At 44.0% G+C, this 14618-nt stretch carries 16 protein-coding genes; 9 read left to right on the top strand and 7 right to left on the bottom strand.

Annotation, left to right across the window (positions count from 1 at the left end):
• Positions 1-56 precede the first annotated feature (56 nt).
• The 3 genes from dnm_RS12790 (at position 57) to dnm_RS12780 (ending at position 2022) form a co-directional block, all read left to right on the top strand.
• Positions 57-662, top strand: coding sequence for a hypothetical protein (locus dnm_RS12790; RefSeq protein ID WP_207683028.1), 606 nt, complete (start codon positions 57-59; stop codon positions 660-662).
• 71 nt (positions 663-733) lie between these two features.
• Positions 734-1300, top strand: a complete 567-nt coding sequence (locus tag dnm_RS12785) for a LysM peptidoglycan-binding domain-containing protein (protein WP_207683027.1) — start codon at positions 734-736, stop codon at positions 1298-1300.
• A 5-nt stretch (positions 1301-1305) separates the two neighbouring features.
• Positions 1306-2022 (top strand): transglutaminase-like domain-containing protein, encoded by a 717-nt coding sequence (locus dnm_RS12780; RefSeq protein WP_207683026.1) that lies wholly within the window; start codon positions 1306-1308, stop codon positions 2020-2022.
• 149 nt (positions 2023-2171) lie between these two features.
• Here the strand turns inward: dnm_RS12780 and dnm_RS12775 are convergent, their stop codons facing one another.
• The 5 genes from dnm_RS12775 to dnm_RS31850 all read right to left on the bottom strand — a co-directional run bounded on the left by dnm_RS12775 (position 2172) and on the right by dnm_RS31850 (position 6208).
• Positions 2172-2714, bottom strand: coding sequence for a nitroreductase family protein (locus dnm_RS12775; protein WP_207683025.1), 543 nt, complete (start codon positions 2712-2714; stop codon positions 2172-2174).
• A gap of 541 nt (positions 2715-3255) precedes the next feature.
• Positions 3256-3903, bottom strand: a complete 648-nt coding sequence (locus tag dnm_RS12770) for a hypothetical protein (protein ID WP_207683024.1) — start codon at positions 3901-3903, stop codon at positions 3256-3258.
• 154 nt (positions 3904-4057) lie between these two features.
• On the bottom strand, positions 4058-4954 hold the full coding sequence (locus dnm_RS12765) for a TIGR01777 family oxidoreductase (RefSeq protein ID WP_207683023.1): 897 nt from the start codon (positions 4952-4954) through the stop codon (positions 4058-4060).
• Between the two features lie 189 nt (positions 4955-5143).
• Positions 5144-5860 (bottom strand): enoyl-CoA hydratase/isomerase family protein, encoded by a 717-nt coding sequence (locus dnm_RS12760; RefSeq protein WP_207683022.1) that lies wholly within the window; start codon positions 5858-5860, stop codon positions 5144-5146.
• 162 nt (positions 5861-6022) lie between these two features.
• The gene (locus dnm_RS31850; protein ID WP_246556306.1) at positions 6023-6208 is read right to left on the bottom strand and encodes a hypothetical protein; all 186 of its coding nucleotides are present in this window, start codon (positions 6206-6208) and stop codon (positions 6023-6025) included.
• A gap of 601 nt (positions 6209-6809) precedes the next feature.
• On the opposite strand from dnm_RS31850, the gene dnm_RS12750 reads away from it, so the two are divergent.
• Genes dnm_RS12750 through dnm_RS12740 form a run of 3 tightly spaced genes read left to right on the top strand, consistent with a single transcriptional unit; the run spans position 6810 to position 7281 of the window.
• The gene (locus dnm_RS12750) at positions 6810-6953 is read left to right on the top strand and encodes a hypothetical protein (protein WP_207683020.1); all 144 of its coding nucleotides are present in this window, start codon (positions 6810-6812) and stop codon (positions 6951-6953) included.
• Complete coding sequence (locus tag dnm_RS12745) at positions 6950-7093, top strand: hypothetical protein (protein ID WP_207683019.1); 144 nt, start codon at positions 6950-6952, stop codon at positions 7091-7093. The genes dnm_RS12750 and dnm_RS12745 overlap by 4 nt, the downstream gene beginning before the upstream one ends.
• Positions 7090-7281 (top strand): hypothetical protein, encoded by a 192-nt coding sequence (locus tag dnm_RS12740; RefSeq protein ID WP_207683018.1) that lies wholly within the window; start codon positions 7090-7092, stop codon positions 7279-7281. Before dnm_RS12745 ends, dnm_RS12740 begins: the two co-directional genes overlap by 4 nt.
• A gap of 418 nt (positions 7282-7699) precedes the next feature.
• On the opposite strand, the gene dnm_RS12735 is transcribed toward dnm_RS12740, so the two are convergent.
• Entirely contained in the window at positions 7700-8104 is a 405-nt protein-coding gene (locus dnm_RS12735; RefSeq protein WP_207683017.1) for a hypothetical protein, read from the bottom strand.
• A gap of 184 nt (positions 8105-8288) precedes the next feature.
• Between dnm_RS12735 and dnm_RS12730 the strand changes: the two genes are divergently transcribed.
• The gene (locus dnm_RS12730; protein ID WP_207683016.1) at positions 8289-9542 is read left to right on the top strand and encodes a transposase; all 1254 of its coding nucleotides are present in this window, start codon (positions 8289-8291) and stop codon (positions 9540-9542) included.
• 124 nt (positions 9543-9666) lie between these two features.
• Here dnm_RS12730 and dnm_RS12725 read toward each other — a convergent pair whose 3' ends face one another.
• On the bottom strand, positions 9667-10158 hold the full coding sequence (locus dnm_RS12725; protein ID WP_276571883.1) for an Rpn family recombination-promoting nuclease/putative transposase: 492 nt from the start codon (positions 10156-10158) through the stop codon (positions 9667-9669).
• Between the two features lie 168 nt (positions 10159-10326).
• On the opposite strand from dnm_RS12725, the gene dnm_RS12720 reads away from it, so the two are divergent.
• Together dnm_RS12720 and dnm_RS12715 are read left to right on the top strand one after the other, a co-directional pair.
• The gene (locus tag dnm_RS12720; protein ID WP_207683014.1) at positions 10327-11751 is read left to right on the top strand and encodes an ISL3 family transposase; all 1425 of its coding nucleotides are present in this window, start codon (positions 10327-10329) and stop codon (positions 11749-11751) included.
• Between the two features lie 930 nt (positions 11752-12681).
• Complete coding sequence (locus tag dnm_RS12715) at positions 12682-13344, top strand: DUF11 domain-containing protein (RefSeq protein ID WP_207683013.1); 663 nt, start codon at positions 12682-12684, stop codon at positions 13342-13344.
• The last annotated feature ends 1274 nt before the right edge of the window (positions 13345-14618 follow it).

Raw genomic sequence — 14618 nt, 5'->3', positions numbered from 1 at the left:
AAATTCCTTCTGCATTAAAAAAAGAATGCAGGCATATTTCAAAAGGAGAAGTTATCATGAAGAAACAAAAAAAACAAAAAAGCAACGCACAGTTAATTATTGGCGCATTATTGACCGGCAAGCATCTGAGGTCCAGGGATATTTCCGAAATGGTTCTTGAAAAAGAGGGTAAGAAAATTAAAATTCAGGATGTCGCCAGCATGCTTTCCAAAATAAGCAACACCGAGAAAAGTGACCTGGGTTACTTTATCAAAAGGGTGAAAAAGGGAAACAGTTTTACTTACAACATGGTTAAGGAAGTTCTTAAGCTTTCAGAAGAAAAAGCATATGAGCTGACGCTGAAAATAGGCAAGGACAGATACACCCTTGAACAGGCATTAAAGGAATTTCCTAGCTTAAAAAAATATGTCAAACCTGGTGCCCGGCCCAAATCCAAGCCTCAGCCTAAAAAAGCGGTTGTTAAAAACACGGTTAAGAAAGCTGACCCGCCGAAATCAAAACCCGTTAAAGCAGCGAAATCACCGGCTGAATCAGTTATGACGATTTCAAAGCCCCAGGATATAGAAAAAATATTTGCTGAAATAATTCGAAAAGTTGCAGGCGTGGGAAAGGCAGATATCCAAGTGGACGTAGCCATCAGAATTGAAGGCTCGGAGGACTGATTTCCAGGGGCCGACTGCTTATCACATATCAGCCTGATATCCGAAAAATGTAAGCATTCCGGGAAAAACAAATGAGCAAACTCAGCAGCAGACAGTTTAGAAAAGATAAAATGCCCTTTGTTCTGATGGGAGCGGGTCTTTTGGCCCTGATTATCTTTTTTCTTGTACTCTTCCCGAAAGACCCGGAAACTCCGGGCGACAGGAGTCCCGAAGCATCCGAAGACCGACTGAAGCAGATAGAAGAAAGGCTTTCCGGACTTGAATGGATGGATGAGCGCGTTACCCGGGTTGAAGAACGGAATAAAACGCTTGACAGCTTCGCACAACGGCTTGACAAGATAGAAGCATCCATCTCCTCAAAAACAGATGAGATTACGAAACGGCTGGAACATTTGGAGAAGAAGACAGCCGGATTCAGAGCCAGAGACACGGTCACCCGTAAGCCTGTCAAAGTCCCTGAAACGAGAAAGCCTTCTGTAAGAAGAACAGGTGTCCGATTCCATGAAGTCCGTGCCGGTGAAAATCTCTATCAGATCAGTCGCAAATATAAATTAAGCGTGGAAGAATTGCGACGTCTTAACCAACTGGCTCCCGGCGCGCCCATTCATCCGGGAGAAAAACTTAAGGTAAGAGAGTAATGCCTATGAAAGCTGACAATGCGGATTCCGGTGATACAGATAAAAAATATCTTTCCCCGACAGCGATTATTGACAGTGATCATCCGAAAATTACAGCGTATGCGGAAGCTTCTGTTAAGGGGGCGGGGAAAGACCCTGTGGCAAAGGCGGTAAAACTCTATTACGCGGTCCGGGATGACATCTGGTATGATCCGTATGTTCCCTTCTGTCTCAGGAAACATTATCGTGCAAGCAATGTGCTGAAAAACGGACGCGGGTTTTGTATAAGCAAGGCATCTCTTTTATGCGCCGCGGGAAGAGCATGCGGCATCCCCGCAAGGGTCGGATTCGCCACCGTCCGAAATCATCTTGCCACCAAAGCGCTTATTGAATTTATCGGCTCAGACCTGTTTGTTTATCACGGATTTGTAGAATTTTATCTGGAAGGGAAATGGGTAAAGGCCACCCCCACGTTTAATGCGGAACTCTGCAAAAGACATAAGGTGAAGCCCCTTGAATTCAATGGCCGGGACGATTCTCTTTTCCATGCGTACAATACAGAGCAGGAAAAGTTCATGGAATATGTGAAATATCACGGGACATATGCGGATATACCGGTGGATATCATTGTTGCCGAATGGAAAAAGGTCTATGGCAGGGACCGTGTCCGAAGATGGATAAAAGACTTTGACGTCTCAGAAGGAAAGCCGGAACGCAGTTTCCACAAGGAAAATGTTGTGTGAGTCTGTGTTTCTCAGGATAAGACTTCCGAAATTTTTGAAGACTTCGGAAGTCTCACCGGGACATTGAACACGACACTTTGCAAAAATTACATTTTCGCAAAGTGCAAAAAAATATTTTTTGCACGCCTCCTTAACTGCGGCGGTTTGTATCAGAAGGTGTCGTAATGCGTAAACTCGCTTGTCTCTTTTCGTTTGGGTCCGGTAGCGGTTTTCACAGGATATCCCAGGGGGATAAGGGTAACGAGTTCATACCCCTCGGGCACTTTCAGAACATCCTTTGCCTTGTTATGGTCAAACAATCCCACAATAACGGAGCCGATTCCCAGATTATGGGCAGCAAGGCAGATACTCTGGGTGGCGAGGCCCAGGTCAAACATGAACCAGTCTCCGAATTTGGTTGTCACCTGATCCTTATAATATCCTGATGTTCCGAGCTTTCCGCACAGCGCAAGAAGTGCGGGGGCCGCAACAATTGCTTTTGTCGCGGGATTTTTCGGGCCAATGGTTTCCTGGAGTTTCTGCCTTAAAGCCGCGTCTTTCACCACAATGACTTCCCAGCACTGGGTATTTGCCCAGGATGGCGACCATCTGACCGCCTCAAGGATCTGATTCAGTGCTGCTTCCGGCACTTCTTTTTCCTGATATTTCCGGACGCTTCGTCTTTGTTTTATAATTTCCATCAAATCTGCCATAACATCCTCCTTTTTATTGTTTTAATACCTAATTCCCAAAAACCTCCTCAGCGATTATTCTTTTGACGAAAGATGATCTTCTTTGTAACAGTTACAATGTCTTGACCCGCACTCACTACAGACATATGTAACCGATCCGTCTTTGGCATTTTTCTGGGGTTTTTTGTAAAATACAATCCAGAAAAATAAGCATAGGACTAAAATACAAAACGATATAAAAACAGTCAGCCACATCATACGACCCTCCGATATTCCCTTTAAAGCCCGGGACATCTCTTATTTTTTCGCATCATCCTTTATCTTTCTTACAAATGCTATGATTTTACATTTGTTGGGTGAACCATTATCCATCTTTACTTTCCAGCCGGAACATATGCAAATTCATCGAGTTCCGTATTTAGGACATATCTCCATACTGCATCCCACATGATGGAACCCCCCCCGGGTATCACATTGCAGCCCGGACATCTTGGCTGTCCGCTTCCGAAGGCGGATTTCTTAAACCGCAAAGAGCAATTCTGAAGCATTTTCGATCTGCCGATTATGTATCCCTCTTCATTTCAAGTTTGCCAAGAGAAATCAGGCTTTCCAAATCTTCCAAATCATTTGGAAGATATTTTTTTATAACTGACCGGGTTTTCTTCAGGTCATCTTCATTTGCCCCCCCCAGCATACGGCTGATATCCGCCAAATCCTGAATACGGCTTGCGCTAAGTTTCATCAGAACCAAATAGGGCAGGTCAATGTAAGGCAGGCCGTCCGAACCGATTTTCGGATGCTGAATGGCTTCCCTGACCCACGGTTCGCTAAGAATAATCACATCCAGAGAGCCAAAGGGAAAGGAAAAGTCGTCAGGCAATGTCCAGGAGTCCCCCCCGATTGACAAGGCTCCCTGTTTTACACAACCTGCCGCTTTCAGTTCTTCCTCGGCTTTGATAGCGTCTTCAATAGCAATGATAATATCCACATCCAACGTCATGCGTTCTGGCATGTAGAGCCGGGTGGCAGCGCCGCCTACGACAACAAAACGCGTTTGGGGCAGGATTTTTTTCAGATCCGTAATTGAATAAGTCAAAGTTCTGCTCCGTAAAAATTCCGGCCGGCTTCCGCTGCCCGGGTTCACTCTTCGTGACACGATCCCCAGGTATTGTTGACGCCGGTAAATAATCTCTTGTTGTTGATTTTTCATGAAAATTTCCCATCCGTCTTCATGAGGGATTTCCCTAAAAATAAAATACCCGGAACGTAGGGTGGGTTGCGCTTCGCTCCACCCACCCTACGTTTTATTCCCTTAGTTCTTTTCGAACGGATGCTCCTGCTATTTAAGAAACTCTCTGAAAAGATTATATAATACTTTTAAGAGCTTTCTCAATATCAGGATATTTAAAATCAAAGCCATATCCTGAAAGTTTCTCAGGAATCGCCCGTTGACTGGAAAGTATGGACGCACCGAATTCTCCCAGTATAAAACGGATCATGAAACCGGGCGTGGGCATAAACGCGGGTCTTTTCAGGATCCGTCCGAGGGTTTTCGCAAAGTCACGGTTTCTGACCGGATAGGTCGCTGTAAAATTCACAGGACCTTTTACCTCCTGATTCTCCAACGCAAACAGTATCGCGGACAGAAGGTCATCCAGATGAATCCAGGGAAACCATTGCCGGCCGTTTCCCAGAGGCCCTCCCGCAAAAAAACGAAATGCAGGGAGCATCTGTCTGATAGCCCCGCCGCTTTTTCCAAGGACCACTCCGAAACGCATCGTCACCACTCTGACACCTTTTTCCTCGGCCTGAAACGCTTCAGCTTCCCAATCTTTGCAAACTTTGGCAAGAAAATCATGGCCGTTGGGTTCTTCTTCCGTGAGAATGTCATCGCCCCTGTTCCCGTAGTACCCGGCTGCGGAAGTACTGCAAAGCGTAATGTTCTTGTCTCTTGGCAGTGCCTCAACCAGATGACGTGTGGTCAGGACCCGTGAGTCATAAATGCGTTTTTTATAATTTTCAGTCCACAGATTAAATATGGATCTGCCTGCCAGATTCACAACAGCATCCACATCTTTCAACGATTCCTGCCACGGACCCTGCCGGCTTGTATCAGCCGAAATATAACGAAAATTTTTGTGATGAATTGCTTTTTGATCCGGACGTGTACCTGTGGCAATAACCTGATTCCCCCTGCTCAGGAGAAGCTCTGAGAGATTTCTCCCAACAAATCCCAGACCGCCGGTTACAAATATTTTCATAATTCACCTCCGATGATATGCGTTATCAACTGCCATAGTTTTTAAGAAGTGTCTCTCGCTCCGGAGTGCCAAACTTGCAGTTTGGCAAAAAACACTCTGGTCTGGAGGACTCGGAGGCATTGCCAAACTGTAAGTTTGGCACTCCGGATAATTTCTTTCTTAAACGCTGTACGAAAAACGAGGCCGAAATTAATCGAAAATAAATTTTCCTGATTCAATATAAGGGATGTCTTCGACATCCAGAGCATGGACAATATCTTTGTAATACCTGAGTTTCATTTCATGAACCATTCCTCTTTCTTTATTAAGTCCCTTTGCAAACTCAAGGGTTTCATTCATGAGATCGTCCAGATGACACGCCTTTGTGATGATATGATATTTTTCGCATTCATCAGCCGTGAGACGGTTTCCAGTATATACGATGTCCTCCATTTTGTAAACAGGTATTGTTTTTTTTATAAGAAGCAGCATGCCGGGCAGGAACGGAATTCCCAAATCTATCTCCGGAAAACAGAAAAACCCCCTGTCCGACCGCATAAATCTGAAATCATAAGCACAGCACCAGAGCGCACCCCCGGCAAATGTATGGCCGTTTATGGCTGCAACAGTGAGCATCGGATAAGTAAGGGTTCTTTTCAGCAGCCGGTTCAGCATATAAAAAAATTTTTTTGCGGTATCAGTATCCCCTTTCTGAATGACAGGCATCAGCCATTCCAGATCAATACCATTTGAAAATATTTTTTCGTGCGCGGATGTGACAACAAGCGTCCGGGCCCGGGTCTCTTTCTCCACCGTGTCCAAAACATCAAAGAAAGCCTGGATGAAACCAGGATTAAGGCGATTTTCACCGCTGTTCAGTGTGACAATCGCCACGTTTTCTTCCAAAGTATATTCGATCATTGCCATATAATTTATGCCTCCGCGGTAAGATGAATAATGATATTCACGGGAAAAAATATAAGATATTGTATTAAATAACGGAATTAGCATGTCAGGAGGGAGGGGTCAACAATAAAAAAAGGCAGCACCCGGAGAGTGCTGCCTTATCATTATCAGACTATTTTTTTATCAGGAGCAACTGCTGCAACTCTTGCACCCTGACCCGAAATCAACGCTTGAAGTCAGTTTGAAGCCAATATCCATAAAATCCACTTTTATAGGCTCTACTTTCTCCATAAAATCCTTATCCACGATGTATTTGAAACCCTCAACTTCATAAACATTGTCCGTATCTTTTGGCTCATCCAGAGCCATTGCAAGGGAAGGGCCGCCTCATCCGCCTTCGTTCAGAAATATCCGAATTGGCGAAACCTCTTTGCCGCTAAAATACTCAGCAATCTTCGTCGTTGCTATCGGTGTTACTTCAACCATGAGAATCCTCCTTAAAAAATATAAAAATAAAATTCCCTTAGTTTGGGAAATTTATACAAATTAACTCACCAGGAACTTTTGACAATAATCTTCCCGCACACCTTCAAAGGAGGAAAATACAGTTGCCATGATCCCATCTTTAAAAAAAAAGAAGACACAGAAAAATATCAGACTGCCCCCTTTTCCTTGAAGTTAGTCACGGTCATCAGCTTTGTCAATGAACAAAATGAATAGCCATAGGTTTATACTATCACATAATTTTTCAGATTCAGGTTTGTCCTGGCGTGAGGATTGCCTCTCCAAAATATTGCTGTCTGTTTATAACTATATGATATTAATTATATTATTTCTATGGCACGTTGTCTCTGATTATGATCTCTGAATCGTGAATTATAAATTTTACAGCGTCAGCTTATGAGAGTTATCACTTTATTTTTGAAATTATTTTTGAAACTTCATCAAATTTTGACAGAAAAACCGGCTTATGAGAGGTGTCACTTTATCGCCAAACCTCATCCTGAGATTTCATCAGATGCTGACAGAAAAACCGGCTTATGAGAGTTATCAATTTATTACCAAACGTCATCCTGAGATTTCAGCAGATGCTGACAGAAAAGCCGGCTTATGAGAGGTGTCACTTTATCGCCAAACGTCATCCTGAGATTTCAGCAGATGCTGACAGAAAAGCCGGCTTATGAGAGGTGTCACTTTATCGCCAAACGTCATCCTGAGATTTCATCAGATGCTGACAGAAAAGCCAGCTTATGAGAGGTGTCACTTTATCGCCAAACGTCATCCTGAGATTTCAGCAGATGCTGACAGAAAAGCCAGCTTATGAGAGGTGTCACTTTATCGCCAAACGTCATCCTGAGATTTCAGCAGATACCGCATTTGAAGTGACACTCAGGCAGGAAAAGAAATTCCCTGAGTATAAGGGATTTAGAGGAAGCCTGTAAAGCCCCGTGGGGGCGGCATATTTGTAGTAGTTTTGTTTTAGGCAATTCCGAACGGACCCGGAGTGCAAAAATTTTATTTTTGCGCCTGCGAAAAAGCATTTTTCGCACTCCGGAGAAAACACCGGAAAGCCCGCTTACGCTTAAGTCAACAGTATTGGGGTTTGGTCAGGGCTTCAAACTGGGGTGATGAAAATGTCACAAACCGGGCTGACAATTGCGATCCCATTTTTATTCCGCAAATTTTTTATAACTTAAAAATCAGGCAGTTAAAAAATGCGGGGAACAAAAACGGGATCAGCTTTTTCAGAGCCTTGGAAACATTTTCATCACCCCAGCTTCAAACCTACATGCTACAAATAGCGGGGCTTGGTCGAAGCTTCCCCTGAATCCGTTATAATCAGAATGAAACATCTGCATTTCATTCGTCGTCTTCATAGCTGATTCCGGCTTTTTTAAGCAGTGCGGCCAGACGTTCCGCTTCTTTCCGGGCCTGCTCCTTCTCCCTGCGTTCCTGCTCCTTTTCCCTGCACTCCTGCTCCGCCATCATTCTGGCCTGCTCAAGCTCTTTCCGAGCCTGTTCCACGGCATTTTTCCACGTTCTCTCCTGACGGGCCGCCTCCAGCCGTTTGAGATAGAGAAAATAGTCCTCCTTGTTGCTCGCAAAGTTGTCTAAAACAGCAAAAGCCTGTCTCATTTCCTCCGTGTCCATGCCTTCCGGCAGATTGTTCATATCCATGTTCTCCCCCTCTCTGAAAAAATGAACCCACCGTTCCTTGTCGCTGTTCAGCAGATGTTCCGGATTCCAGTACGGCAATTGCAACATACTTAAAGGTTTCCCGAAATTTTATTTCTGCGCTGTAATCTGTTTTAAAATAAGAGATCACAATATCTCCTTTATATAAGTACCGAATTTTAAACCGCTTTTTATCGCAATCCGCTTTTTTGTTTACATTTTCTGACAGTTGTCATACAAATCCTTCAAATTTAAAAATTCGGGAGGTCAGGTTATGAGATTTCATAAATTCAGAGACGCCGTACTGAATAAAATCAGTATGAAATTCAGATTGCGGATTGTCTGTCTGTGGTATCTGATATCACTCATGGCTGAAACCCGGAAACATTCTCTGACTTTCGCATCCGAACTGTCGGGGACGGAAAAGTCCGCTTTCAGTAAATTTTTAAAGAATAATAAGGATGTTGCAAAATATTCTTTGGAAAGTCTTTCGAAAAAACAGGCCAAAATATATTCGAAAGTCCTTGAAAAAACGAAGTCTCTTCCGTGGCGTGTTTTTATTCTCATCGACAGCACGATGCAAAATCGCAGCAGCCTGAAATCCGAAAATGTGCAGAAATTCAATCATGGGAAAGGTTTTGTCATCGGACACCGGTGGACAAATATCCTTTTGTTTTTTAACGGAATAATAATTCCTCTTCCTCCGATCCCTTTTTATACGAAAAAATACTGCCGGGAAAACGGGCTGACGTACATGACAGAACATGACAGAGTTGTCGGATATCTTAATGATCTGAATTTGTATGAATATGTCGGTTTTCACAAAGATAATGAGGTTGTCGTTCTGACCGACAGCGGCTATGACAATAAAAAGATACAAAACACGGTTCTGAACAGAGGATGGCATTTTGTCACCGCCCTGAAAATTTGCCGGGGCGTGAAGTCGGAGGCGAGGTATGCGAAAACTCCGAAGTCCTCCGGATGGGACGGGGTCGGATTGTTTTTTAAAAAATATCGGAAGCTTGCATGGCAGACCGTGCGTATTCTCACGGACGGCCCGAAAAGAAAGCGGAAGGAGTTCCGCGTGCGACATGCCGAGGTTTTTCTCAAAGGTGTGGGAAAAATAAGAGCGGTATGTTCCGAATTTAAAAGAAAACGCGACGGACGTCGCAAATATCTCGCATGCGGCGACCTGAAGGCAACCCTCTGTCAGATTCTCACCGCATACCGGCTCAGGTGGAAAATCGAAATTTTTCACAAACATGTCAAAATGCATCTCGGATTCGGAGATATTTCCGCAAAGCATTTCTCCTCCGTCGAATCGCATGTCAGTCTCATTTACTGTGCCTATATTCTGCTGAATGCCGGTCTTCCGGGAATCGGAACAGACGGCACGATTCCGGAAAAGCAGCGGAGAGTTGTAAAAATTCCGGAAAATAAAAAAACAGCAAATATTATTCATGAGTTAACCAAAATAGGAGGTCCCGACAGATATAAAAATGAGTTAAAATCGGTTCTTGCCGCATGACGAATTTGTAAATCCTCACCAAATAAGGCTCTGAGAGTCAGAATTAAATTTTCGGGAAAGTTTTAAGTAATAAATAACGGCTCTTATATGAACGAGAAACGCTGAATCCCTTCCTGGCAAGGATTTACAGATTAGGAACAAAATTTCGGGCAACATTTAAGAACATATGAATGCCGAAATCTCGGGTCATCCGGAATCCGAGACTCCGTTCCCGCGCCTCGAAGGCAAGATGGAGATACGCATCCGTGTCCGAAGCCTCCTCGGAAGGTGCGAACAGCACGCCGTCCAGTATCCATATCGAGATCGCAGGCTTCAGGGAATCGTAAGCCTCTCCCTTCTCCATCTGCGAATGATACAGGGCGGCCCAGTTGTGAAGCATTCTCCCCGACAGCCACGGGGCCACGGAAAGCTGTATCTCAATCTGGTAATATCTTCCGCTCTCATCCCTGACCTTCACATCCACGATGCTCAGTTTCGCATTTTCAAACTCCCTCTCATTGTAGGGATTCAGGATCGTCACCTCGGTGATCCGGTTTTCCTCATCTGTTTCCAGCACCGCGTTCAGAAAATTTATCACAAGATTTTTGGGTTCTCTGGTAATTCGTGTTAAAAACAAATTATTTATAAATCAGTAGGTTATCATAGATATCCGGGTGAGGAATGTCAGTTTTATGTTTTCTCTTTCCTGTCTGACAAGGTTTTCGGATGACTTAACGACAAACCTGTATTATATATATATTATATTTTATCAACCTGATATTAAAAAAAACAGGGAGACCGGAACATGACATTCACATCCGAGGCAAAGACTATTGGCAGACAGGAGGAAAATTCTTCTTATTTCCCCGGGGAGAATCCGTATTTTCCGTTCGGAAACAGTACGGAGGACAGGGAAAAACACGAAGCGCGGTATCCGTTTCCCCGTATTCCCCTCATTTTTCCGTGCCGGAATACTTCTCAGAATACGTTTTCGGACATGGAAAAACTGCTGAATATTCCGGACGTGACGGTGGAAAAAACGGAGATAAACGAAACAGGAGATGTCATCATAACGGTAAGGAGCACCTGCGAAGGAACCTGCTGTGACCGATGCGGCGCGGAAATTAACAAACCTTACGGTCACGGCAGGGAAGTCATGCTCCGTCATCTTTCTGTTTTCGGAAGAAAGACTTATATCCGTATCAGTCCTCCGAGATATCAGTGTGCCTGTTGCGAAGGCAGCCCGGTGACAACACAGAAGGCGTCGTGGTACGAACAGAGAAGTCCGCATACGGGGGAATATGAGAAGTATATATTACTTCAGACGGTTAACAGCACCACAGAAGATGTGAGTGTCAGGGAAAATCTCGGATACGAGGCTGTGACAGGAATTATCAGCCGTCGGATTGCCGCCGAAGCAAAGTGGGACGAAATAAAGAGAATCGATATCATAGGAACTGATGAAATTTCTCTGAGAAAAGGGCATAAGGATTTTGTGACAATTGTGACATCGCTTACACAAGGAGATATCCTGATATTGGCAGTTCCCGGAGACCGTAAAAAGGAAACTGTGAGGAAATTTCTGAAAACAATTCCGAAAAGGCTGAGGAAGACAGTCCGGGGAGTATGTTCGGACATGTACGAAGATTTTATCAATGCGGCGAAGGAGGTTTTCGGAAAAAGAATGAGAATCATAGCAGACCGGTTTCATGTCGCGAAGTTGTACAGAAAAGACTTTGACGGACTTCGCAAAAAGGAGATGAGGCGTCTGAAAAAGGAATTGTCGGAAGAGGAATACGGAAAACTGAAAGGAGCAATGCGGGCATTGCGGAAAAAAAAGGAGAAACTGAGCGATGAGGAAAAGGAGGTTCTGAAACGTCTGTTCGGATATTCTCCTGACCTGAAACTCGCTTACGATTTCTGCAGAGAACTCACAGATATTTTCGAAGAAGATATTTCAAAGAGCGAAGCGAAGCGGAAAATCAGGATCTGGAAAATACAGGTCGGAGTGAGCGGGCTGAACTGTTTTGACAACTTCCTCAAAACATTGAAGAAACGCCATAATGAGATAATAAATTATTTTACTGACCGACAGACAGGCGGCTTCGCGGAAGGACTGAATAACAAGATAAAAGTGATAAAACGGCGGTGTTACGGTATTACGAATATTGAAAATCTATTTCGAAGAATATTTCTCGATCTCAGAGGATATTCTTTGTTTGCCTCATAATAATGAGAACAATAAAAATGAATTGTCAAAGAGCTACTAAAAACGATAACATATTATTTTGTATGATAAAAAGCTTTAACACGAATTACCAGAGAACCGATTTTTGTTCTCATTTTTTCCAAATATCGCCTTGAACACACAGTCCACTGTCGGTCTTATCTTTTTCCTCATCTTTCAGATTCGATCCTCCGCATGATCTTCATATCTCCGTCTGTAGTGTAATCTCAGCAACTTTTTTTAAAATACGCTTATGAAACTGATTTGTCAATATCAAAAAATTGCATTTTGTTTCAGCTAATTAAAATCTTTCAGCGGGGGGCCGGAGGAAAATATTTGACAATGCCTCTGACATAATTTATATTACTCGGAAAACAGAACTCGGACATCCCGAAAAAAAAAGGTTACTTTTATGAGTTCCTCTGCAAATATTTCAAAAAAAAGATTGACATTTCAAAAAGATCAGGCATTTTTCAGCCAGCTAGAGGTGTGCCCGCTCACTGTAATATCCGGGAAAGCCCTTTCGTTATATCACGCCGGCCGTTCTCCGCTTTTGCGGTGTCAGGGAGAACGGCCGGCGTTTTTGTTTTTCAGCCCTTTGCCGGACAGTGCGCTCTTAGGGGCATCCTTTCGGACGGGGTTGCAAACCCCGTCCGGCAGAATTTCCATTTGCTGACAATGCCAAGTTTAATGTAAGTACCCGGACAAAAGTTTTTCGGTATCCGAAGACCTGCGAGGTTTCGGAAACCTCGCAGGTCTGATACCGTTTGAGTTTTGAAATCATACTATACAAAAGCTTTATTTTGTTCTGTTGCGGATAATTGTACTTTTTCAATACTTGATTTCAATAGTGAATTGGTATGATATCGGATTTTTATCTGAAAATTCACAAAAACAGCGTTCACGGGCATATCTGGCACGGCAAATATCACCGTGTCCGTGAGCGACGGGGACACAACCACGGAGACAGGCTTCGCACTGAACGTGACCACGGGGCCGGAGCTGCGGGCATCCGCCGAAACCAGCACCGGGGCAGGCGGAACCATTCCGCCCGGAGGAAGCCTCCGCTATGTTGTGAGCATTTCCAACACCGGAGACCGGGATGCAGCGGGCGTGACCTATACACTTCCCATTCCTGCGAACACTGAATATGTCGCGGAGACTGCGGAGGCTGTGATCCGGTCGGTTCTCAGGATTTCCGAAAAAGCTTCCAATCCATTGCATGACAGCGATCTGATGCAGATCAGGTGGACCGGTGACATCGGAGCGGGCGAGACAGCGGAAATCTCCTTTGACCTGAAAGTGAGACCCGAAACATCCGCTGGTGAGTCAGTCCGTATCCGAGAAACCGTGTCCTATGACACTGACGGCGACGGTGTCAGCGACATCACTCGGAACACGGATGAGACCAATGAAGATGCGGCGGATTCTTTTGCCGGAATCATTGTGGAAGGCTGCCTTGAGGGCGACGTTGATGAAAATGGTATCATTGATCTCCGGGATGCGATCCGAGTCATGCGGACGCTCATCGGAACGGATGCTGGCGAAATCTGTGCAGAGTCGGATGTGGACGGCGACGAAAAGACCGGTCAATAGGAACTGATTCGGATACTGAGGACCGTTTCTGAATAACATTTTTTTCTGATTCTGACGGATTTTGCTGATCTGTTTTCCCTGTACTTTTCGGACTGCCGGCGGCACAGTCTGCTGTCATTCTGGCCCGCCTGTCAGCAAAATCCGTCAGAATCAGACTTTTTTTACCTCACCCGCCGCAAGACAGCCTTGGTGGCAGTGTTTCAAATCCAGTCCTGTTTATATTCTTCATGGTACTCTGACCGTCTTTTGAAGTATCTAAAACCCTGAGCATGTTATATTGAGGAAACGTAAGCTCATAATTCTTTAAAACAGCAGAAGCTTCCTTTTTAAAGTGTTCAGCTACCCATCATTACCCGTTCATCAATACTCATATCGTTGCTGTAAGTGCTGTCAGATATAGTCATTCAACTTTCTCTTCATTTTATGACGTTGAAAAAAGTCCGCACACCTCCTTCTGTAAAAAATTAAAAAAACTAAGCGTTATCAACGCAGACGGAGCAGACGGAACCTCACTAAAAAATTATTTCAATGCCGGCTTTCTAAAAATTTATCACATTTATATCACAGTTACCCGGTCAGAGCAACCTGATTTTCACAATAAGTCAATTTCGATGAATTCATAACTACCCGGCCAAAATTTTTTTCACTATTTTAAAACTCAAAAAAATGGTTTTAGCGAATTAACAACCTATACTCGATGATCATTTTTTTCCTGCTGGCTGAATTTACTGATCATTTTTGTTAGAGCGTATCCGAAAAGCAATTCCGAACGCGGCCCGGGAAGCCGGAAAGGGGACAGACACAGTTCAGTTTTTTTGCCACGAAGACACAAAGGCACGGAGGCTCACGAAGTTTATTTGTGTCAGCTTTCTGTCTTCGTGTCTTTGTGGCTGATTATTTTGCAGCGGGGAGACGGGGAGACGGGGCAGTGACAGGGAGATATGATGATTGTCTCTTATGACAGTTCAATTTTTTTGCCACGAAGACACAAAGGCACGGAGGCTCACGAAGTTTATTTGTGTCGGCTTCATGTCTTCGTGTCTTTGTGGCTAATGATAAAAAACAGACAGACTAAGGCGTTTCAAAATTTCATCAAATTCTAACCGGTAACTAATCAAGAATTAACATTTTTTTTATTTAATTATTTTGAGTGTTAAAGAATTTTGTGGTTGTGGGTGATTTCAGATGGTTGCAGATCTGAAAGCCAGCCCGGAACCTAACTTTTCAGGTAGTTGATATCCCGTGAATGCAGGATGTTCAGCTTACCAAATTTT

Source organism: Desulfonema magnum (genome assembly GCF_017377395.1).
Taxonomy (GTDB): Bacteria; Desulfobacterota; Desulfobacteria; order Desulfobacterales; family 4be13; genus Desulfonema_C; species Desulfonema_C magnum.
Note: the sequence above shows the minus strand (reverse complement) of the source record. Positions and strands in the feature narration are given on the sequence as shown.

Bases quoted from the DNA above. Each gene is read 5' to 3' on its own strand.
- dnm_RS12790 (WP_207683028.1), top strand. From the start codon at position 57: ATGAAGAAACAAAAAAAACAAAAAAGCAACGCACAGTTAATTATTGGC.
- dnm_RS12785 (WP_207683027.1), top strand. From the start codon at position 734: ATGAGCAAACTCAGCAGCAGACAGTTTAGAAAAGATAAAATGCCCTTT.
- dnm_RS12780 (WP_207683026.1), top strand. From the start codon at position 1,306: ATGAAAGCTGACAATGCGGATTCCGGTGATACAGATAAAAAATATCTT.
- dnm_RS12775 (WP_207683025.1), bottom strand. From the start codon at position 2,714: ATGGCAGATTTGATGGAAATTATAAAACAAAGACGAAGCGTCCGGAAA.
- dnm_RS12770 (WP_207683024.1), bottom strand. From the start codon at position 3,903: ATGAAAAATCAACAACAAGAGATTATTTACCGGCGTCAACAATACCTG.
- dnm_RS12765 (WP_207683023.1), bottom strand. From the start codon at position 4,954: ATGAAAATATTTGTAACCGGCGGTCTGGGATTTGTTGGGAGAAATCTC.
- dnm_RS12760 (WP_207683022.1), bottom strand. From the start codon at position 5,860: ATGGCAATGATCGAATATACTTTGGAAGAAAACGTGGCGATTGTCACA.
- dnm_RS31850 (WP_246556306.1), bottom strand. From the start codon at position 6,208: ATGGCTCTGGATGAGCCAAAAGATACGGACAATGTTTATGAAGTTGAG.
- dnm_RS12750 (WP_207683020.1), top strand. From the start codon at position 6,810: ATGAGAGGTGTCACTTTATCGCCAAACCTCATCCTGAGATTTCATCAG.
- dnm_RS12745 (WP_207683019.1), top strand. From the start codon at position 6,950: ATGAGAGGTGTCACTTTATCGCCAAACGTCATCCTGAGATTTCAGCAG.
- dnm_RS12740 (WP_207683018.1), top strand. From the start codon at position 7,090: ATGAGAGGTGTCACTTTATCGCCAAACGTCATCCTGAGATTTCAGCAG.
- dnm_RS12735 (WP_207683017.1), bottom strand. From the start codon at position 8,104: ATGTTGCAATTGCCGTACTGGAATCCGGAACATCTGCTGAACAGCGAC.
- dnm_RS12730 (WP_207683016.1), top strand. From the start codon at position 8,289: ATGAGATTTCATAAATTCAGAGACGCCGTACTGAATAAAATCAGTATG.
- dnm_RS12720 (WP_207683014.1), top strand. From the start codon at position 10,327: ATGACATTCACATCCGAGGCAAAGACTATTGGCAGACAGGAGGAAAAT.